Annotated in this window: 17 protein-coding genes; 3 read left to right on the forward strand and 14 right to left on the reverse strand. The window is 66.1% G+C overall.

Going from position 1 to position 18,329, the window contains the following annotated elements; translation table 11 throughout:
• Window positions 1–41 precede the first annotated feature (41 nt).
• The 6 genes from DT074_RS21875 to DT074_RS21900 all read right to left on the reverse strand — a co-directional run bounded on the left by DT074_RS21875 (window position 42) and on the right by DT074_RS21900 (window position 9,373).
• The gene (locus DT074_RS21875; protein WP_119421995.1) at window positions 42–1,412 is read right to left on the reverse strand and encodes a FecR family protein; all 1,371 of its coding nucleotides are present in this window, start codon (window positions 1,410–1,412) and stop codon (window positions 42–44) included.
• A gap of 55 nt (window positions 1,413–1,467) precedes the next feature.
• Window positions 1,468–2,598 (reverse strand): molecular chaperone DnaJ, encoded by a 1,131-nt coding sequence (gene dnaJ, locus DT074_RS21880; protein WP_119421996.1) that lies wholly within the window; start codon window positions 2,596–2,598, stop codon window positions 1,468–1,470.
• 66 nt (window positions 2,599–2,664) lie between these two features.
• Window positions 2,665–4,602, reverse strand: a complete 1,938-nt coding sequence (dnaK, locus tag DT074_RS21885; protein WP_119421997.1) for a molecular chaperone DnaK — start codon at window positions 4,600–4,602, stop codon at window positions 2,665–2,667.
• A 258-nt stretch (window positions 4,603–4,860) separates the two neighbouring features.
• Window positions 4,861–8,082: an efflux RND transporter permease subunit gene (locus tag DT074_RS21890; RefSeq protein ID WP_119421998.1), complete on the reverse strand. Its 3,222-nt coding sequence runs from the start codon at window positions 8,080–8,082 to the stop codon at window positions 4,861–4,863.
• On the reverse strand, window positions 8,079–9,053 hold the full coding sequence (locus tag DT074_RS21895) for an efflux RND transporter periplasmic adaptor subunit (RefSeq protein ID WP_119421999.1): 975 nt from the start codon (window positions 9,051–9,053) through the stop codon (window positions 8,079–8,081). The genes DT074_RS21890 and DT074_RS21895 overlap by 4 nt, the downstream gene beginning before the upstream one ends.
• Window positions 9,050–9,373: an ArsR/SmtB family transcription factor gene (locus DT074_RS21900; protein WP_119422000.1), complete on the reverse strand. Its 324-nt coding sequence runs from the start codon at window positions 9,371–9,373 to the stop codon at window positions 9,050–9,052. Before DT074_RS21900 ends, DT074_RS21895 begins: the two co-directional genes overlap by 4 nt.
• Window positions 9,374–9,487: 114 nt before the next feature.
• Here DT074_RS21900 and DT074_RS21905 point away from each other — a divergent pair, with 114 nt between their 5' ends.
• Entirely contained in the window at window positions 9,488–9,691 is a 204-nt protein-coding gene (locus tag DT074_RS21905) for a YgaP family membrane protein (protein WP_119422001.1), read from the forward strand.
• Here the strand turns inward: DT074_RS21905 and DT074_RS21910 are convergent.
• The 5 genes from DT074_RS21910 to DT074_RS21930 all read right to left on the reverse strand — a co-directional run bounded on the left by DT074_RS21910 (window position 9,684) and on the right by DT074_RS21930 (window position 13,847).
• Window positions 9,684–10,340 carry an HAD family hydrolase gene (locus DT074_RS21910; RefSeq protein WP_119422002.1) on the reverse strand — a complete coding sequence of 219 codons (657 nt, stop codon included), beginning with the start codon at window positions 10,338–10,340 and terminating at the stop codon, window positions 9,684–9,686. The two genes, DT074_RS21905 and DT074_RS21910, sit on opposite strands and share 8 nt — an antisense overlap.
• Before the next feature lie 39 nt (window positions 10,341–10,379).
• Window positions 10,380–11,339, reverse strand: a complete 960-nt coding sequence (gene msrP, locus DT074_RS21915; RefSeq protein WP_119422003.1) for a protein-methionine-sulfoxide reductase catalytic subunit MsrP — start codon at window positions 11,337–11,339, stop codon at window positions 10,380–10,382.
• A 96-nt stretch (window positions 11,340–11,435) separates the two neighbouring features.
• Window positions 11,436–11,960, reverse strand: a complete 525-nt coding sequence (locus tag DT074_RS21920) for an RcnB family protein (protein ID WP_368744839.1) — start codon at window positions 11,958–11,960, stop codon at window positions 11,436–11,438.
• A 192-nt stretch (window positions 11,961–12,152) separates the two neighbouring features.
• Entirely contained in the window at window positions 12,153–12,725 is a 573-nt protein-coding gene (locus DT074_RS21925; RefSeq protein ID WP_119422005.1) for a PEP-CTERM sorting domain-containing protein, read from the reverse strand.
• 459 nt (window positions 12,726–13,184) lie between these two features.
• A complete protein-coding gene (locus DT074_RS21930) occupies window positions 13,185–13,847 on the reverse strand; it encodes a PEP-CTERM sorting domain-containing protein (RefSeq protein WP_162915097.1) in 663 nt (220 codons plus the stop codon).
• A gap of 750 nt (window positions 13,848–14,597) precedes the next feature.
• Between DT074_RS21930 and DT074_RS21935 the strand changes: the two genes are divergently transcribed.
• Entirely contained in the window at window positions 14,598–15,299 is a 702-nt protein-coding gene (locus tag DT074_RS21935) for a PEP-CTERM sorting domain-containing protein (RefSeq protein ID WP_162915098.1), read from the forward strand.
• A 161-nt stretch (window positions 15,300–15,460) separates the two neighbouring features.
• Window positions 15,461–15,928, forward strand: coding sequence for an RT0821/Lpp0805 family surface protein (locus tag DT074_RS28575; protein WP_368744840.1), 468 nt, complete (start codon window positions 15,461–15,463; stop codon window positions 15,926–15,928).
• Between the two features lie 19 nt (window positions 15,929–15,947).
• Here DT074_RS28575 and DT074_RS21945 read toward each other — a convergent pair whose 3' ends face one another.
• From DT074_RS21945 to DT074_RS21955, 3 genes are read right to left on the reverse strand one after another with little or no spacing between them, the layout of a single operon-like run.
• Window positions 15,948–16,349, reverse strand: coding sequence for a TadE/TadG family type IV pilus assembly protein (locus DT074_RS21945; RefSeq protein WP_162915099.1), 402 nt, complete (start codon window positions 16,347–16,349; stop codon window positions 15,948–15,950).
• On the reverse strand, window positions 16,349–16,783 hold the full coding sequence (locus tag DT074_RS21950) for a TadE/TadG family type IV pilus assembly protein (protein WP_119422009.1): 435 nt from the start codon (window positions 16,781–16,783) through the stop codon (window positions 16,349–16,351). Before DT074_RS21950 ends, DT074_RS21945 begins: the two co-directional genes overlap by 1 nt.
• Window positions 16,780–18,090, reverse strand: a complete 1,311-nt coding sequence (locus DT074_RS21955; protein WP_119422010.1) for a pilus assembly protein TadG-related protein — start codon at window positions 18,088–18,090, stop codon at window positions 16,780–16,782. The genes DT074_RS21950 and DT074_RS21955 overlap by 4 nt, the downstream gene beginning before the upstream one ends.
• Between the last annotated feature and the right edge of the window lie 239 nt (window positions 18,091–18,329).

Raw genomic sequence — 18,329 nt, forward strand, 5'->3', positions numbered from 1 at the left:
GCCGGCGGTCGCCGCGCGGCGCGCGCCGCCGCCTCGCGACATTAGGGCGGCGGCGCCGCCGCCACCCCGGCCGCGCTCAGCGTGTTGGTGCCGTCGGAAACCGTCAGCCCCACCTTCAGATTGTCGGCGATGCGACCGGTCAGGTTGTTGTTGCGCAGATCGAAGGTGACCGTCGCCTGCTGCCCGGTGCCCAGGAACCCGGCGTTGAAGTTCGCGGGATTGGCCGTGGTCACCACCTTGCTCACCGGTCCCATCTTCGGCGTGTAGTCGCCGCCCTCGTTGTAGACCGGGCCGCTATAGGGCGTGCCGCCGAGCGTGTAGTTGGCGTTGACGTTGAGGTTGAGGGTGCGCATCCCGAAATCGATATTGGCGGAGAAGCCGAAGAAGCCGCTGCCGGATCCGCTGATCACGTTGAAAGTGACCGGATTGAGCGCCAGCGTCACCGTGCCGCTGGTGACGGAGCGCAGCTGCTCATAGCTCGTGATGGTCGCCTGCTGCTGCTGTGCCAGCTGTGCCGGGTCGGGCCCGAGCAGGGGCGGCGGCCGGTTGATCGGCCCGCCGGGGCCGAGGATCGGTGGCGGCGGGCGGCCGGCATCCGGCGACTTCTGCAGCGGCGGCGGGCCGTTCCCGGGCTGGCCCGGCGCCGTCGCCAGTTGCGGGCCCGGCCGGCCTGCGATCGAGGCATTCGACTGCGCCGTGATGTTGCGCACCCGTTCGGGCGGCAGCAGGACGGGAGGCGTCGGCGGCGCCTGCAGGCCGACCGTGGTGGCGAAGCCGGCGCGTGCGATGCCGACGCTGCCGGCCGCATTACTGACGGTGATGGCGCCGATCGTCGCATTGGCGTCGTTCTCCGGGCCGGGGCCGAGCAGCACGATCTCGGATTCGAGCGGGCCGACCAGGCCGGCCACGATGGTGCCACGGATGCCGATGGTGGCCTGCGGCACCCGCACGTTCATGCGCTTCGGGTCCTTGGCGGCGACGCGCCCGGTGATGAAGCGGAACGCGCCTTTGCCGATCGTCGCTGCGACCGAGCCCGCATCGGTCGACGGATCGAACACGAACTCGTCGACCGTCATCTCGGCATCCGGACCGATGGAGAACACCGTCTCGTCCAGCAACATGATCTGCAGGCCGGATGCCGGCCCGCTGCGGATGCGGTCGCCAAGTCGAATCGGGTCGCCGCTCCTGGCGATCTGGCCGATGGCATCGGCAGGCAGGTCGTGCGGCGCGAGACGCACCTCGCCGCGCACCGCGCCGGCGACGCCGATCCGCTGGCCGAGCGCGCGGGCAGGGGCAGTCTGTGTCGCCTGCGCCAGCTGAACCGCCGAAGCGGGCGAGCCCTGCGCGGCCGCCGGGGTGGACGGGGCCAGCGCGACGAGCGCGATGAGAACGACGAAATCCTGCGAGCGCATGGTCCCCGAACCCTGTGGCTTCGGGGATGCTAGGCGTCACATGGTTAACGCGGCGTCACTCGCGCAGGTCGTCCCAGAATTCCTTGACCTTGGCGAAGAAGCCTTCGGATTCCGGCTGGTTCTCCTTGGATCCCGCCTTCTGGAATTCCTCCAGCAGCTCCTTCTGCCGTTTGGAGAGCTTGACCGGCGTCTCGACCATGACCTGGACGAACATGTCGCCGTGGCCGTGCCCGCGCATCACCGGCATGCCCTTGCCCTTGAGGCGGAACTGCTGGCCGGTCTGCGTACCGGCGGCGACTGCCACCTTGGCGCGGGAGCCGTCGAGCGTCGGCACCTCGATATTGCCGCCGAGCGCCGCCGTCACCATGCTGATCGGCGCCCGGCAGTAGACGTTGAGCCCTTCGCGCCGGAAGAAGCGGTGCGGCGCGATGGCGAGGAAGATGTAGAGATCGCCGGGGGGGCCGCCGCGCAAACCGGCTTCACCTTCGCCGCCGAGGCGGATGCGCGTGCCGTCCTCGACGCCGGCCGGCACGTTGACCGCCAGCGTCTTCTCCTTGTGCACGCGGCCCGCGCCGGAGCAGACGCGGCATGGGTTTTCGATCACCCGGCCCACGCCGCCGCAGGTCGGGCAGCTGCGCTCGATGGTGAAGAAACCCTGCTGGGCGCGGATCTTGCCGTGGCCGTGGCAGGTGCCGCAGGGCTTCGGCTTGGCATCGCCGGCCGCGCCGGAACCGTTGCAGGTCTCGCAGGTGACCGAGGTCGGCACCCGGATCTTCGCGCTGCTGCCCTTGAAGGCGTCCTCCAGGCTGATCTCCAGGTTGTAGCGCAGATCGGCGCCGCGGGTCGCCGACTGGCCGCCGCCGCGGCGGCCGCCCATGAACTCGCCGAATAGGTCGTCGAACACGTCGGCGAAGGTCGAGGTGAAGTCGAAGCCGCGCGCGCCGGCACCACCCATCCCGCCCTCGAAGGCGGCGTGGCCGAAGCGATCGTAGGCGGCGCGCTTCTGGTCGTCCTTCAGGACGTCATAGGCCTCGTTCAGTTCCTTGAACTTCTGCTCGGCTTCCTTGTTGTTCGGGTTACGGTCGGGATGGCATTTCATCGCCTCCTTGCGGAAGGCGCGCTTCATCGCCTCCGCATCCGCATCGCGGGCGACCCCTAGAATTTCGTAGTAGTCACGCTTAGCCATCACGAGCCCCTCGACGAAGCGGCGGCGCCCGGTGGGTGCCGCCGCTTGTCGTCATGGCCTGCCGCCTCAGGCGGAGCCCTTCTTCTTCTTTTCGTCGACTTCCTCGAAATCGGCATCGACGACGTTCTCGTCCGGCTTGCCCTGCGGGCCGCTGCCGGGCTCGGTGCCGGGGCCCGCCGCGGTCGCGCCGGGCTCGGCCTGCGCCTTGTACAGCGCCTCGCCGATCTTCATCGACGACTGCGCCAGCGCGTTCGCCTTGTTGCGGATCTCCTCCGCGTCGTCGCCTTCCATCGCCGTCTTCAGGGCGGCGATATCGGCTTCGACCTTGGACTTGTCGGCGGCCGGCGCCTTGTCGCCGAGTTCGGCCAGCGACTTCTCGGTCGAATGGATCAGGGCGTCCGCCTGGTTGCGGGCCTCGACCAGTTCGCGCCGCTTCTTGTCGTCGGCCGCATGCGCTTCCGCATCCTTCATCATCTTCTCGATCTCGGACTGGCTGAGGCCGCCCGAGGCCTGGATGCGGATCTGCTGTTCCTTGCCGGTCGCCTTGTCCTTGGCGTGGACGCTGACGATGCCGTTGGCGTCGATGTCGAACGCTACCTCGATCTGCGGCACGCCGCGCGGCGCCGGTGGAATGCCGACCAGGTCGAACTGGCCGAGCAGCTTGTTGTCGGCCGCCATCTCGCGCTCGCCCTGGAACACGCGGATCGTCACCGCGGTCTGGTTGTCCTCGGCGGTCGAGAAGGTCTGCGACTTCTTGGTCGGGATCGTGGTGTTGCGCTCGATCAGGCGGGTGAACACGCCGCCGAGCGTCTCGATGCCGAGCGAGAGCGGCGTGACGTCGAGCAACAGGACGTCCTTCACCTCGCCCTTCAGCACCGCGGCCTGGATCGCCGCGCCGATCGCCACCACCTCGTCCGGATTGACGCCCTTGTGCGGCTCGCGGCCGAAAAGGTTCTTCACCGTCTCGATCACCTTCGGCATGCGGGTCATGCCGCCGACCAGCACCACCTCGTCGATATCGCCGGGCTTCAGGCCGGCATCCTTCAACGCGGCGTTGCAGGGCTGGATGGTGCGCTGGATCAGATCCTCGACCAGCGCCTCGAGCTTGGCACGGGTCAGCTTCATGGTCAGGTGCTTCGGGCCGCTCTGGTCGGCCGTGATGTAGGGGAGGTTGATCTCCGTCTGCATCGAGGACGACAGCTCGATCTTCGCCTTCTCGGCCGCCTCCTTCAGGCGCTGCAGCGCGAGCTTGTCGCTGCGCAGGTCAATGCCCTGCTCCTTCTTGAACTCGGCCGCCAGGTGATCGACGATCCGGATGTCGAAGTCTTCGCCGCCCAGGAAGGTGTCGCCGTTGACCGACTTCACCTCGAATACGCCGTCGCCGATCTCCAGCACCGACACGTCGAACGTGCCGCCACCCAGGTCATAGACGACGATGGTCTTGCCTTCCTGCTTGTCGAGGCCGTAGGCCAGCGCCGCCGCGGTCGGCTCGTTGATGATGCGCAGCACTTCCAGGCCGGCGATCTTGCCGGCGTCCTTGGTGGCCTGGCGCTGGGAATCGTTGAAATAGGCCGGCACGGTGATCACCGCCTGGGTCACCGTCTCGCCGAGATAGGCCTCGGCGGTCTCCTTCATCTTTTGCAGGATGAAGGCCGAGATCTGCGACGGCGAGAACTTCTTGCCGCGCACGTCGACCCAGGCGTCGCTGCTGCCGTCGGCCTTGACGATCTTGTAGGGGACCATCGACATGTCCTTCTTGACCGTCGGGTCCTCGAAATTGCGGCCGATCAGGCGTTTCACCGCGAAGATGGTGCCGTCCGGGTTGGTCACCGCCTGGCGCTTGGCCGGCTGGCCGACCAGTCGCTCGCCGTCGCCGGTGAAGGCGACCTGCGAGGGGGTGGTGCGGGCACCCTCGGAATTCTCGATCACCTTAGTGTTCTTGCCCTCCATCACCGCGACGCAGCTGTTCGTGGTGCCGAGGTCGATGCCGATCACTTTGGCCATGTTGTCCGCTCCTTGCTGCGGCAGTCCCGGCCGGCCCGAACCCGGCACCAGGCGGAACCCCGCGGAATTCCCAGTCCAGCGACTGGCCATTGACGAAGTTGTGCGGGATATAGGAAGGGCTTACGCCGCCCGCAACCGCCCCGCCACAAATTTTCCGGCCGCCGGATTTCTTAGTCCGAGTCGGAGGTTATGGCACGCGCCCCGGACGCTCGACGAGCCCGCTCGCCGCCTTCTATTTGCGTCAGGCGGGAGGTCGGATCAGGCGGCCGGCATGCCCGGCGGATGGTCGGCGTCGCGCAGCACGACGTAGATCGCGGGAATGACCAGCACGGTCAGCAGCGTCGAGGAGGCAAGGCCGAACAAAAGCGAGATCGCGAGGCCCTGGAAGATAGGGTCGAGCAGGATGGTCGCCGCGCCGATCATCGCCGCCAGCGCGGTCAGCAGGATCGGCTTGAAGCGGACCGCGCCGGCCTCCAGCAGGATTTCTCGCAGAGTCTTCTCGCCGGTCGCACCGTGGCGGATGAAATCGACCAGCAGGATCGAGTTGCGCACGATGATGCCGGCCAGCGCGATGAAGCCGATCATCGAGGTGGCGGTAAAGGGGGCGTTGAACAGCCAGTGCCCCGTCACGATGCCGATCAGGGTGAGCGGGATCGGCGTCAGGATGACGAGCGGCAGGCGGAAGCTGCCGAACTGCGCCACCACCAGGACATAGATCGCCAGGATGGCGGCGCCGAAAGCGGCGCCCATGTCGCGGAAGGTGACATAGGTGATCTCCCATTCGCCGTCCCACAGCAGCGTCGGCCGGGCCTCGTCGGCCGGCTGGCCGTGCAGGGCGATGGCCGGCTTGGGCAGAGCGCCCCAGTCGTGCCGGTCGATCAGGTCGGCGACATCGATCATGCCGTAGATCGGCGCCTCGAAAGCGCCGGCAAGCTCCGCCATCACCATGTCGGCGAATTGTCCGTTGCGCCGGAAGATGGTGGCGGATCCGAGCTCGCGGCTGACGCGCACGACATCGCCGAGCTCGACCACCGCGCGGTCGCCGGGCAGGGCGTTGGCGGGCACCGGCGTGGTGGCGAGGCGCTCGGTCCAGGCAAGGTCGGCTTTCGGCAGGCGGATCGAGATCTCGATCGGATTGCGCCCTGCGCCGCGATGCGAGTACCCGACCGGAATGCCGCCGAACAGCGCCTGCACGGTGTCGTACACGTCGCGCTGCTCGACGCGGAAGAATTCCAGCCGGTCCTGGTCGATCGACAGGCGAAGCCGCGGCGCCGGGCGGCCGATCGAATCGTCGACATCGACGATATAGGGGACCTGCGCGAAGACCTTTTTCAGTTCGGCCACCACGGCCTGGCGTGTCGCCGCGTCGGGCCCGTAGATCTCGGCCAGCAAGGTTGCCAGCACCGGCGGTCCCGGCGGCACCTCGACCACCTTGATCACCGTGCCGTCGGGCGCCGCAAGCCCGGCGAGGCGCCGGCGCAGGTCCAGCGCCACGTCGTGGCTGGCGCGGCTGCGCTGGTCCTTCGGTGCGAGGTTCAGCTGCAACTCGCCCAACTCGGGCGATTGCCGGAGGTAGTAGTGCCGCACCAGGCCGTTGAAGTTGAACGGCGCCGGCGTGCCGGCATAGGCCTGGATCGAGCGCAACTCGGGGATCTGCCGCGCGATCTCGGCGGCGGCGAACAGCACCCGCTCGGTCGCTTCCAGGCTCTCGCCCTCGGGCAGATCGACCACGACCTGCAACTCCGACTTGTTGTCGAAGGGCAGCAGCTTCACCGTGACGCCCTTGGTCGCGAACAGCGTGCAGGCGGCGATGGTCGCGCCGCCCACGGCGAGCAGGAAGATCCAGGCGCGCAGGCGGGATCGCACGATCGGCGTCGCAACCCGGCGGTAGAGCCGCCCAAGAAGGCCGCCGTCGTGGCCGTGGCCTTCTGCGGCCGTCGCCTCGCCCCGCGGGGCCAGCTTCAGCATCAGCCAGGGCGCCACGACGACCGCGACGAAAAACGAGAACAGCATCGCCGCCGAGGCGTTGGCCGGGATCGGCGCCATGTAGGGGCCCATCAGCCCCGACACGAAAAGCATCGGCAGCAGCGCGGCCACCACGGTCAGGGTCGCCACGATGGTCGGATTGCCGACCTCCGCCACCGCCTCGACCGCCGCCTGCAGGCGCGAGCGGCCGTCGCGCATCGCCCAGTGGCGGGCGATGTTCTCCACCACCACGATGGCGTCGTCGACCAGGATGCCGATGGCGAAGATCAGCGCGAACAGGCTGACGCGGTTGATCGTGTAGCCCATCAGGTTGGCGGCGAACATGGTGAGCAGGATGGTGGTCGGGATCACCACCAGGGTCACCACGGCCTCGCGCCAGCCCACCGCCACGGCGATCAGGAGCACGATCGAGATTGTCGCCAGGCCGAGATGGAACAGCAGCTCGTTGGCTTTGTCGTTCGCCGTCTCGCCGTAGTCGCGCGTCACCGTCACCACGATCCCGTCCGGGATCAGCGGTCCTTTCAGGCTCTCCACCCGGTGCAGGATGCTTTCGGCCACGACCACCGCGTTGGCGCCGGCCCGCTTGGCAAGGGCAAGGCTGACCGCCGGCGTCCGCCGCCACGCACCGCCCGCCTCCGGCATCTCGGTCCAGACGCGGTGCTCCTCGGGGCTCGGCCCGACCACCACACGGGCCACGTCGCGTACGTAGACCGGCCGGCCGTCGCGGGTAGTGAGCAGCAACAGGCCGATATCCGGCACGCCCTGCAACGTCTGGCCGGACACCACCATGCGCGCCCCGCCCTCATCGCGTACCCGTCCCGCCAGGAATGAGCGGTTGGCATCGCGCACCTTGGCGACCAGCTGCTGCAGGGTGACGCCATGCAGCGCCAGCTTCTCCGGCTCCGGCTCGACCCGGATCTGCTCCGGCCGGCCGCCGGCGATATAGCTGAGGCCCACATCGTCGACCTTGATCAGCTCGGCGCGCAGCTCGTCGGCGAGCTGATAAAGGTCCTTGTCCGACCAGCGATCCGCCAGATCCGGCCGCGGCGACAGCGTCAAAACCACGACGGCGACATCGTTGATGCCGCGACCGACGATCAGCGGCTCGGGGATGCCGACCGGAATGCGATCGAAATTCGCTCGGATCTTCTCGTGCACGCGCAGGATCGCGTCATCGGCATCGGTGCCGACGATGAAGCGCGCTGTCACCATCACCCGGTCGTCGACCGTCTGGCTGTAGACGTGCTCGACGCCGTCGATGCCCTTGACGACGGTCTCCAGCGGCTTGGTGACCAGCTCGACCGCATCCGGCGCCTTCAGGCCGTCGGCGCGGATATGGATGTCCACCATCGGCACGCTGATCTGCGGCTCTTCCTCGCGCGGAATCAGGGCGAGCGCGATCAGGCCGAAGACGATGCTGGCGATCAGCAGAAGCGGGGTGAGCGGCGAGCGGATGCTGGCCTGCGTCAGCCGGCCGGACAGGCCGAGCTTCATGGCCGCACCAGGACGTCGCCATCGCTCAGGCCGGACAGGATCTCGACGCCGTCGGCCATATCGGGCCGGGGCAGCGGCCCGCCGCGCTGCACCGGCACGTCGGCGACGCCGTCGCCGCGCTTGATCCGCGCATAGTCGATGCCGAACCGCGTGACGAGAAAGGCGGCTGGTACGACATGCGTCGTGCGCTCCCCGCCCGACACCCAGACGCGCACGCGCTCACCGACGAAATAGTCGCCGAGGCCCGGCACCTCCGCATCGGCCACCACGCGGCCATCCTCGATCTGCGGATAGACCAGGCGGACGCGACCCTCGCGCTGTTCGGCGCCGTCGAGGCGCACCGGGTCGCCGGTCTTGAGGAAACGGGCATGCCGCTCCGGCACGCGGAGCCGCAGCACGTAATCTCGCTCCGCAATCATCGCCACCGTCTCGCCCGGCAGGATCACCGAGCGCGTGGTCACCGGAACGGCCAGCACGACGCCGGAGGCCGGCGCCAGCACATCGCCCTCGCCCAGTTGCTGCCGAACGACGGAGCGGTCGGCGATCCGGGCCTTCAGCGCGCCGCTCGCCACCTGGCTGGCGGTGCGCGCCTCGTCCAGCCGCGCCTTGGGAATGGTGCCGCGGCCAAACAGGTCCTCGGCGCGATTGAGGCTGGTCTGCGCCTGGGCGAGCTGGGCTTCCAGGGCGGCAATCTGCGCGTCCAGCGCGCGCAGCTGCAGCACCAGCTTCTCGTCGCCGATGGCGGCGATCACCTGGCCGCGCTCGACATGCTGGCCTTCATCGACCTTCAGCTCGGCCACCGAACCGCCGATGCGGGCGCGCGCCGGCACCACGTTGACGCTCTCGACGGTGGCGAACACCGCCTTCTGGTCGCTCACCTTGACGGGCGCGATCTGCAACGTATCGGCGGCGCGTGCCGGCAGCGTCGCCAGCAGGAGCAGGGCGGCGGTCGCCGCCAATCGGCCATTCATCGGGCATCTCCCGGCGCGTCGGCGCCGCAGAAGGACTGATAGAGCGCGGTGAGAACGGCTCGGGCGGGCTCGCTCGCCACCGAGTACCAGACGGTCTGTCCGTCGCGGCGGGCACTGACCAGGCCGTCCTTCCGCAACAGCGCCAAGTGTTGCGAAGTCGTCGAATCGCGAAGGTCCAGAGCGGACGCCAAGTCGCCGACCGAGCGTTCGCCGTCGATCAGCTGGCACAGGATCATCAGCCGGTGCCGGTTGGCGAGGCTGCGCAGGAAGTCGCTGGCGCGGTCGGCAGTGGCATGCATGCGGCTGGCATCTATTTTCATACTTGCGTAGATACGAAGGTACGCATATATTGTCAATACCAAACCATGGAACTCCCTGCGGCACCGGCATTGACCTGCCTCAGTCCGCGTCAGGGATCTGGAAGGAGCAGTCTCATGTGTCTCGATAAAGCCGTGCTCGGCTTCGCCGGAATCGTCGTCCTGATCAGCCTGGCGCTCGGCTGGTATGTCAGCCCCTATTTCTTCCTGCTGACCGCCTTTGCCGGCGTGAACATGCTGCAGGCGAGCTTCACCGGCTTCTGCCCGGCGGCCATCGTCTTCAAGAAGCTCGGCGCCAGGCCCGGCAACGCGTTCAGCTGATCCCGAGCAGCCGAGGCAGCGCCGACATCTCGCTGAAGGTCTCGGCGCCCTCGGCCGCGAGCCCGCCTGCGTCGGCATGCGTTCCGCCGGCATAGCCCAGTGCGCGCATGCCGGCGGCGGCGGCTGCTCGAATGCCCGGAACCGAATCCTCGATCACCGCGCAACGCGCCGGGCCGGCGCGCATCTCTGCGGCGGCATGCAGGAACAGGTCCGGATGCGGCTTGCCGCGCGCCACTTGCGTGGCACTGAACATGCGGCCTTCGAAGCGCGGCAGCAGGCCGGTGCGGCCGAGCGTCGCCCGCATCTTGGCGAACTCGCCGGAAGAGGCGACGCAATAGGGCAGGCCGGCCGCCTCCAGCGCATCGAGCGCCGCGGGCACGCCCGGCATCGTCTCCACCTCGGCGGCCAGCGCCGCATAGGTGTCGGCCTGCAAGGCGGCGATGAAGCCCTCCGGCAACTTGCGCCCGAACCGCGCCGCCAGCAGCGCTTCGCAGCTCGCCATCGAGCGGCCGAGCAGCTCGCGGTAGCATTCTTCCAGCGTGAATGGAAAGCCGGCGCGGTTCAGGTGCGCGACGAACAGCCGGTTGGAGATCGGCTCGGAATCGACCAGCACCCCGTCGCAATCGAAGATCACCAGGGCGGGCCGCATTCGCTCACATAGGAATGGAGGGGGCGTTCGCCCCTCATATCACATGAACAGCTTCTCGCCCTTCTTGTCGGCGTAGAGCCCGGCCACGTATTCGCCATAGCCGTTGTAGATCTGGGTCGGCACCCGCTCCATGGCGCCGAGCACGCGTTCCGTCGCCTGGCTCCAGCGTGGATGCGGCACCTCGGGATTCACATTGGCCCAGAAGCCGTATTCGCGGCCCTGGATCTCTTCCCAGAAGGTCTTCGGCCGCTTGTCGGTGAAGCTGAAGCTGACGATCGACTTCACCGACTTGAAGCCATATTTCCACGGCACCGCCAGGCGGAGCGGGGCGCCGCTCTGCGCCGGGATCGGCTTGCCGTAGAGGCCGGTGGCGATGAAGGCGAGCTCGTTGGTCGCCTCCTCGATGGTCAGGCCCTCGGTATAGGGCCAGGGATACCAGGACTGGCGCTGCGCCGGCGCCATCTTCACGTCCATGAAGGTCTTCATCTCGACGTATTTCGCGCCGCCGAGCGGCTTGGCGAAGGCGACCAGCGCCGCGAGCGGGAAGCCCGACCAGGGCACCGCCATCGACCAGGCCTCGACACAGCGGTGGCGGTACAGCCGCTCCTCCAGCGGCATCTGCTTGAGCAGATCGTCGAAGCCGATCTCGATCGGCTTCTCCACCATGCCGTCCAGCTTCACCGTCCAGGGCCGGAGCTTCAGCCGGTCCTGCGCCTCGCGCCAGATTTCCTTGTGCGAGCCGAACTCGTAGAAGTTGTTGTAGGTGGTGGCGAGCTTCTCCGGCGTGATCGGCCGGTCGAGCCCGTATTTCGGGTTCGGCTTCACCGGATAGAGCGCCGCCGACGGGTCGGCATCCGCCGCCCGCGCGATGCCGGGCAGCTGGGTCGCCAGCAGCATGGCCGGCAGGCCGGCCAGGAAGGTCCGGCGCCCGTGATAAATCGCTTCCGGGGTCGCCGCCCGTTCCGGCAGCTCCCAGCCCTTGGGCCGCTTGATCAGCATGTCGGCTCCTTAACCGCTTCCCTCGGGGAATATAGGGAACGCGCTCGGGGCCGTGGGTCAACAGGCCGTGACGCCGCCGGGACCGCGGCGGCGGTGTCAGAGCCGGCCGAGATCCTCGATGGCGTCGATCACCATGCCGGTGCCGACCGCAATCATCAGGATATCGGCCGCCACGCGGACATAGCGATAGCCCGAAGGCGGCGGGCGCAGCTTGATCACCAGTTCGTGCGGCAGGTCGTAGAACACCACGTCGCGCGGCAGCGGATGGCCGACCGCCCACTTCTTCGCCTGGCCCGGCGGCATGCAGCCGTTGTTCTTCTTGGCGAGGCCGGGTGGGCAGCCGCGCATCGAACCGTAGAAATCGCGCACCACAACCCGATCGTCGCCGCCGAAGCGGATGTCGACGTTGATGTTGAGATCACCGCCACTGCCGCCGCCTTTGCCGTTGCCGCCTTTGCCGCCACCACCCTTGTTGCCATGCGCCGCGGCACCGCCGCCCTTGCCTTTGCCGCCCCCGACGCCCTCGGGCTTGTCGGCGAGGGCGGGGAGCGCCAGGAGCATCAGCGCCGCCAGCATGGCCACGCCGGCCTGCAGGAACGGGGAGGGGGGCTGCACTCGCATGTCGCCTCCGGATGCTGCGCCGAGACGGCCGAGATTATTGCGCATGTCGTTACCAGGTCCTTAGGGCCGTCCGGTTGCGGGTGCGAGCCCATTGCAAGCAACGATCATGGTGCGCTCAAGGCAATTTTGAGGCGCCGAGCTAAAAGAAAACGGCGGCCCTCGGGTGAAGGCCGCCGCCAATAGAAGGATGGATCAGGCCGGCTTGCGACGGCGCCAGACGCCAAGCGCCGCCAGCCCGGCGCCAAGCAGCGCCAAGGTCGCCGGCTCCGAAACCTCTGTGGTCGTCGTGCTGCCGGTATCGAACCAGGTGATGTGGGAGTAGCCCGGCTGGGTGAAATAGAGGTCGAGATCACCGGACCAGCTCGTGATCGGCGTGTCTAGATCGTAGAACAGGGCATAAGCATCGCCCTGTTTGACCGTGAAATAGTGGATCTCCGGATCATCCAGGTCCGGCGTGTAGGTCCAGGACAGCACATTGGTCTGGGCGTTGTGGCTGACGCTGAACTCGCCGCCGGTGATGCTGTCGAACGAACCGATATCCTGGCCGCCGCCCGCATCGCGCTTGAAGATCGAGGGCGAGCCATCCCGACTCTCGTTCGGCTCCTGATAGGTGCCGTTGGTATCGGCATAACAGAGATCGAAGCCGCCCTTGCCGCTGCAATCCGTGCCGCTGAACTTGCCGCCGTAGATCACCGCGGCCGAGCCGGACGCGACCATTCCCACATAGACAATTGCCGACGTGGCAATCAAACCGAACTTCCGCATTGGATCTGAACTCCTGATTGGCAGCGACCCGTCACCGCGAGGGGCGCCGGCGTCTCTTGCTCTCTGGAGCTAAGCAACCGCCGTACCAACTCAAGTATTCAGCCAAAATTGTCTTAATGAGTCGTTTTTATGTAAGCGATTTTGACAATTGGACAATTAATGGATTCAAATATTCATCCTTAAAATTCAATGTTCTTTAATATAATGTTAATAAATGCCACCGTGAGGGGACACACGCTGCGTGGTGGACCCGGCGGCGCCGGTTCGTTTGCCGTATCTGCGCATTCTCAGATTCCAGGCACCGTTCCCCGTCTGAGGCGGGATTATTGGACCGCATGATCAATGGCCACTTTTGGCTAAGTTCGCTGCCCATTACCCGGAAGGTTTACTGCCGAAACAAAGTAAAGCGGCGGCCTCCTCGCGAAGGCCGCCGCTTGGCAGCTCAGAAGCCGGGCTGGATCAGACGGCGCGGCGCCGCCGCAGCAGACCGAGACCCATCAGGCCGGCTCCGAACAGAGCCAGCGTCGCCGGCTCGGGCACACGGGTCGGCGGGGTGCCGGTGTTGATATAAGAGTCGCTACCGCCCTGCGGCGCGATCGACTGGACGTGCAGACCAAGCTCCAACTCGCCGCTGCCGAGTTCGGCCAGTACGTCGGCGAATGTCTTGCCGCCGATCAGATTGAACGTGAGGGTCACGAACTCGCCGGCGGCATTGACGCCGTTGGCGCTGACCGGGGAGTCGGAGTCCGCTGCGAAATCCGCGTCGAAGCTGAACGGTCCACCACCGGGAAGGTCTGGCGGCGATGCGCCGGCACTGAACGACACGCCAGCGCTGTTGGTAATACCGGCAAGGCCGAGCAGCACGGCGGTGGTGTTGTCGTCGAGGTAGATGTCGGTGATGGACGAGGCCACCCCCACCGCGTTGGTGAACTTGAAGGCCACCTGGCCGCCGCCGGCATCCGTCACGTCGGCGGAGAGCTGGCTGCTTACATCCGTATTGCCGTTGTTGGTGATTTTGGAAAAGGAAATCGCAACGGCGTTCGCGCTCGATGCCGCCATAAGCGATCCAACTGCTACGCCCGCGGCCAGAACCAGAGGCCGAAGTCCGAACACGGTGCTCATCTCAATCTCCTGTGCGGGCTCTCGCCGCGTAAGGGAACGCATTTCATACAAAGCACAGGCTGTGCCAAAAAATAAAGATACATCAAATCAATACTTTACGATCCGCCGCCGATTTGCTGCCTCGAGATCTGTAAAGATCTCTGACTCCGGAACGTCGCCCGCCGCGACACTCCGACGACCGAAGTGCCGGAGCCTGCCGCTCTCGCCCTGCTCCGCGCCAGGCTGCTGGGCCTCGGTCTGCTCCGTCGCCGGAAGAGCTGAACGCGTCTCCTGCTTGGCTTAGGGAAACGGCGCCTTCGGACGCCGTTTTTCGTTGACGCCGGCACGGCAGTAAGCCGCTCGCCACCGAGCCTGTAAAAATTTTTGACTTGGCGGCAAGGCGCTTTCGCTACGGCCAAATCCGGAAGGAATCTGTTTGAGTGCGAGGAAGGGAGCCGACCATAAAACACCGGCCAGCGCGTCACTTCTTACCCTCTTCTCGCCGTGTCAGATCACTTAACAAAAGAATATAAGTAATAATCGTCATATTACATAAATATCACAAGATTGTACCGAGCATAAATATCTTATAGACAGCTCCAATTGGTGTGCAATATGGAATATTGGGGCGCAAGAGACCCCCGTTGTCTTATGTATTAACCATTTTACACTCAGCTTGGCCGTAGGCGAGCAGAGTGATTATATTCAGTGACTTAGCTCCTTGGCGCGCGCCTTGCATAAACAATGTTTGGGCGGATCAAGGAGGGTGTCATGTCCCTGACGAGATTCGGTATGTCGCTGCTTGGCGCATCGTCCCTTGCGGTGGCTCTGACCGCCGGCGCTGCGCAAGCCGGGGTTCTGACTTATGAACTGGACACCGAGTTCAGCGGCGCTCAGTCGCCCGCGGGGCCGACGCCGTGGCTGACTGCGACTTTCGACGACGCCGCGGATGCCATCGGTGCGAACGGCGTTCGCCTGACGATGTCCACCTCCGGCCTCGTCGGCTCCGAATTCGTCGACCTCTGGGCGTTCAACTTCAATCCGGCGCTGGACCCGACGGCGCTGAGCTTCACCGTAATCGGCGCACCCACCGCCCTTCTCACGGGTGGCGCGCCATCGACCGGCATCGATGCGTTCCAGGCTGACGGCGATGGGCGCTACGACATTCTGTTCGACTGGCAGAACGGGCCGCCCGGCGATCGCTTCAACGCCGGCCAGACCTTCGTTGTGGATATCGGCTTCACCGGCGCGATCGATGTCACCGACTTCGATTTCCTGAGCGCCCCCGCTGGCGGCCACGGGCCTTTCACCACCGCCGCGCATGTTCAGGGGATCGGCACGGCCGCCCAAGGCAGCGGCTGGATCGCGCCCGGCAACGGCAATGGCACGCCGATTCCGGAACCAGCGGCGCTGTCTTTGCTTGGTATCGGTTTGCTGGGGCTTGGCTTGCTGGCGCGCCGCCGCCGGCGTTGAACGACAAGCCCGTCTGGGAGGAGCGGAGCGGCGCCTGCGGGCGCCGCTTTCCGCTTCTGAGGCGCGCGGAACTGCCCAGAACGTGCCTCCGCGTGGCCATGATTGCGTTCGAACCTGAGGGGGCCGGTCCGGTCGGCCGGCGCAACCAAGGGATCAGCGCTATGCTTGCAGCCAGCCTAGTCCTCGCCGCGATGCTCGGTTGGACCTTCGGCGCGGCCGCCGACCCGTGGAAGGACGAGAGCGGCAAGGGCCGCGGCGGAGAGAAGTACGAGTACAAGCGCGAGCGCGGCGGCGAATGGAAGGAAGAGTACGACGACGGCGTCTGCAAAGTGGAGCGCAAGCGCGAGCGCAGCGGCGAGTACAAGGAAGAGGTCAAGTGCCGCGGCCATGCGTGGTCGCGCGGCTATCGCGCGCCTGTGGTCGTGCCCGGCGGCGTGCAGATCATCATCGACCTCCCGCTCAACCTGCCGCGGCTGCCGGTCGGGCCGCAATACGGCCGTGCCTGGCGCGAGGCCAGCGGTCAGTACTGCCGCGAATATCAGACCACCGGCGTGATCGACGGCCGTCGCCAGCCGCTCTACGGCGTCGCCTGCCTGCAGCCGGACGGATCATGGGCCTTCAATAACTAGGGTTGCGTCGCTGCGGATCTCAGCTCGACGGCAGCAGCGGCACGCTGGTGCGGCCGCCGACCGCGCTCTCGAGCGTCCCGAACAGGCCGCCGGCGAGTTCGAACGGCTTGCGAGCGGCGATGTTGACGTAGGTGATGCCACCGGCGCTGCTCTGCGTCACCTCGATGACAAGCGAGGCGTCGGGCGAGCCCAGCTTGCCCTGCAAATAGGTGGTCAGGGTGGCCGTGTCACCGGTGCGGTTGATCATCGCGTAACGTCCCGCCTCATCGACCGCCTGCTGCATCGTGTGACTGATCCACAGCAAGCGCCCCGCCTCGAGCAGTCCGACCAGCGCGGCGATCAGGAACGGGCCGGCGATGGCGAACTCGATAACGGCCGCGCCGCGTTGGTTGGCGAGACAGCAGCCGAGCATCTTCCGCATCATTTCGCCCTGATGCTGCCGTGCGCCAGGCGCGGCCCCTCGATCAGGGCGCTCATCCCGGGGAACAGCGCGGTGAATGCCTGCTCGGCACTTATAACGACATAACCGCCGGGAGGCTGACCGTCGCCGCAGGCTACGCTGCATTCCACTGTGGAGCCGTCCGGGCACTGGCAGATCTGTGCCATGGTGACCGTGACGCCCGGTTCGTTAGCCGCGGCGCGCACCACCGCCTCGATTCCCCCGCCATGATTGGGATTGACCTGCGCATATTCCAACCCGGCCCGCACCGCCGATTTCAGGCGCGCGTCGGCGAGAACGGCGCGGCCAAGATCGGTGATGCCGGCGAGCAGGGCGAGCAGGATGGGCATTGCCAGCGCCACTTCCACCGCGATGTTGCCGTCGCGCCCCCGCCAAATGCGCTGCAGGCCGATCATGACAAGACCCGCACGCTGGTGACCTCAATCGGCTTCACACCGGCCGCCGGGCAGCCCGCATTGTTGAAGTACGAGTTGCCGATGAAGGTTATCGTCCGCGCGATCAGGCGGGTGCAGTTCGAGGCGGAGGAGCTGTTGTTGCCGTTCCACTCCGAGGGCTGGGCGGGCGTGTAGATGGCACCCGTGAGCGTCATCGCCGAACCGCCGTTCAGCTTGTTCGCCTGGGTGTTGGTCGCGCGACGATCCTGATAGAACAGCACGCCGACGAAGTGCTCGTTCGGGTCGGACGGTGCGGCCAGCTGCACATCGGCGCCACCATTGATGCGCACGCGGCCGATTTTGCTCATGTTGCTGCTCTTCGTGGTAAGCACGAAGGTCACGCCGTCATCGCCGTTGCAGTTGCAGCGCACCACCGACTGCGCATTCATCGTCACGTCGCCGTCGACGATGTAGTAGGTCCCAGGCATCAGCGTGATGTTGGCGTTGGCGCCGAACGTGATGCCGCCGCAATAGACGCCTGGACTGATCGTGGTCGTCTCGTTGGCATAGCTCTGGTTGTTGAAGTCGCAACTGCCGAAGGCGGGGATGCTCAGCGCGGAATAGGGATCGGCCAGCGTCCAGACGTTGTCGAGGATGCCGCCGGGCAGCGTGATGGCGGCGGAACCGCCGGTATCGACTCCGCCGCGCGACCAGAGCGACGCCGCACTCAGGCTGGCGCTGCCGGAAACCGCGATCGCAACGGCGTTGTTCGAGTTCGCGGCCAACGTGCAGTTCGGCATGTCGACGAAGGTGCTGCCCTGGATGTCGAGCGCCTTGGTCAGGCTCGAATCGAGCGCCAGCACGCAGGCATCGCCGGAAATTTGCACGCCGGCAGAGGCTTCGACACTGACCGTCACGTTCTCTTCCAGGAAAATCGCCGAGAAGAGTCGCGGCACGGATTTTTGCAGTTGCACCCGAACTGTGCCGCTGCCGCCCGACGTATTCGGGGTCACCGAGATCGTCGAACCGTCGCCCGCGACGAATCCGTTCTTGGCCGCCTGCGCCGTCGCCGCCGCCGTGATGCTCGCTTCGTTGCTGCGGGCGAGTTCAAATGCGCCCGCGACCGCGCTGGCATCGGCGGCGACCTGCAGATTTCGCTTTTCCAGGTACCACATGCCGACCTCTACGCCGATGCCGGCGGACCCGACCAGGGCCGGCAGCGCCAGCGCCATGCCCACGGCGCCGATTCCCCGCTGGTCGCCGGCCAGCGCGATGAGAAGACGCCGAATGCGGGTGGAGGAGTGCGAGAGTGTTTTGAGCATGCTCATGCCCAGTCCTGTATGAAAATGTCTGTCGCACCCAAAATTTGTGTTTGGATCTCTTTATAAACAGTTACTTATACAAGCAATTTTACCAATTTCGCCCACCACCTAAAATAGAAAATCAGTATACATATGATTTCCTTGTGTTGATTGCGTATTTATGGCGCCACGACGATTACAACTGGGCGGAACATAACCAATAAATCGGCATTAATTATTGAGAATTCCAGCGGAGACGAATATTT

Source organism: Desertibaculum subflavum (assembly GCA_003576705.1).
In the GTDB taxonomy this organism is placed as follows: Bacteria; Pseudomonadota; Alphaproteobacteria; order Ferrovibrionales; family Ferrovibrionaceae; genus Desertibaculum; species Desertibaculum subflavum.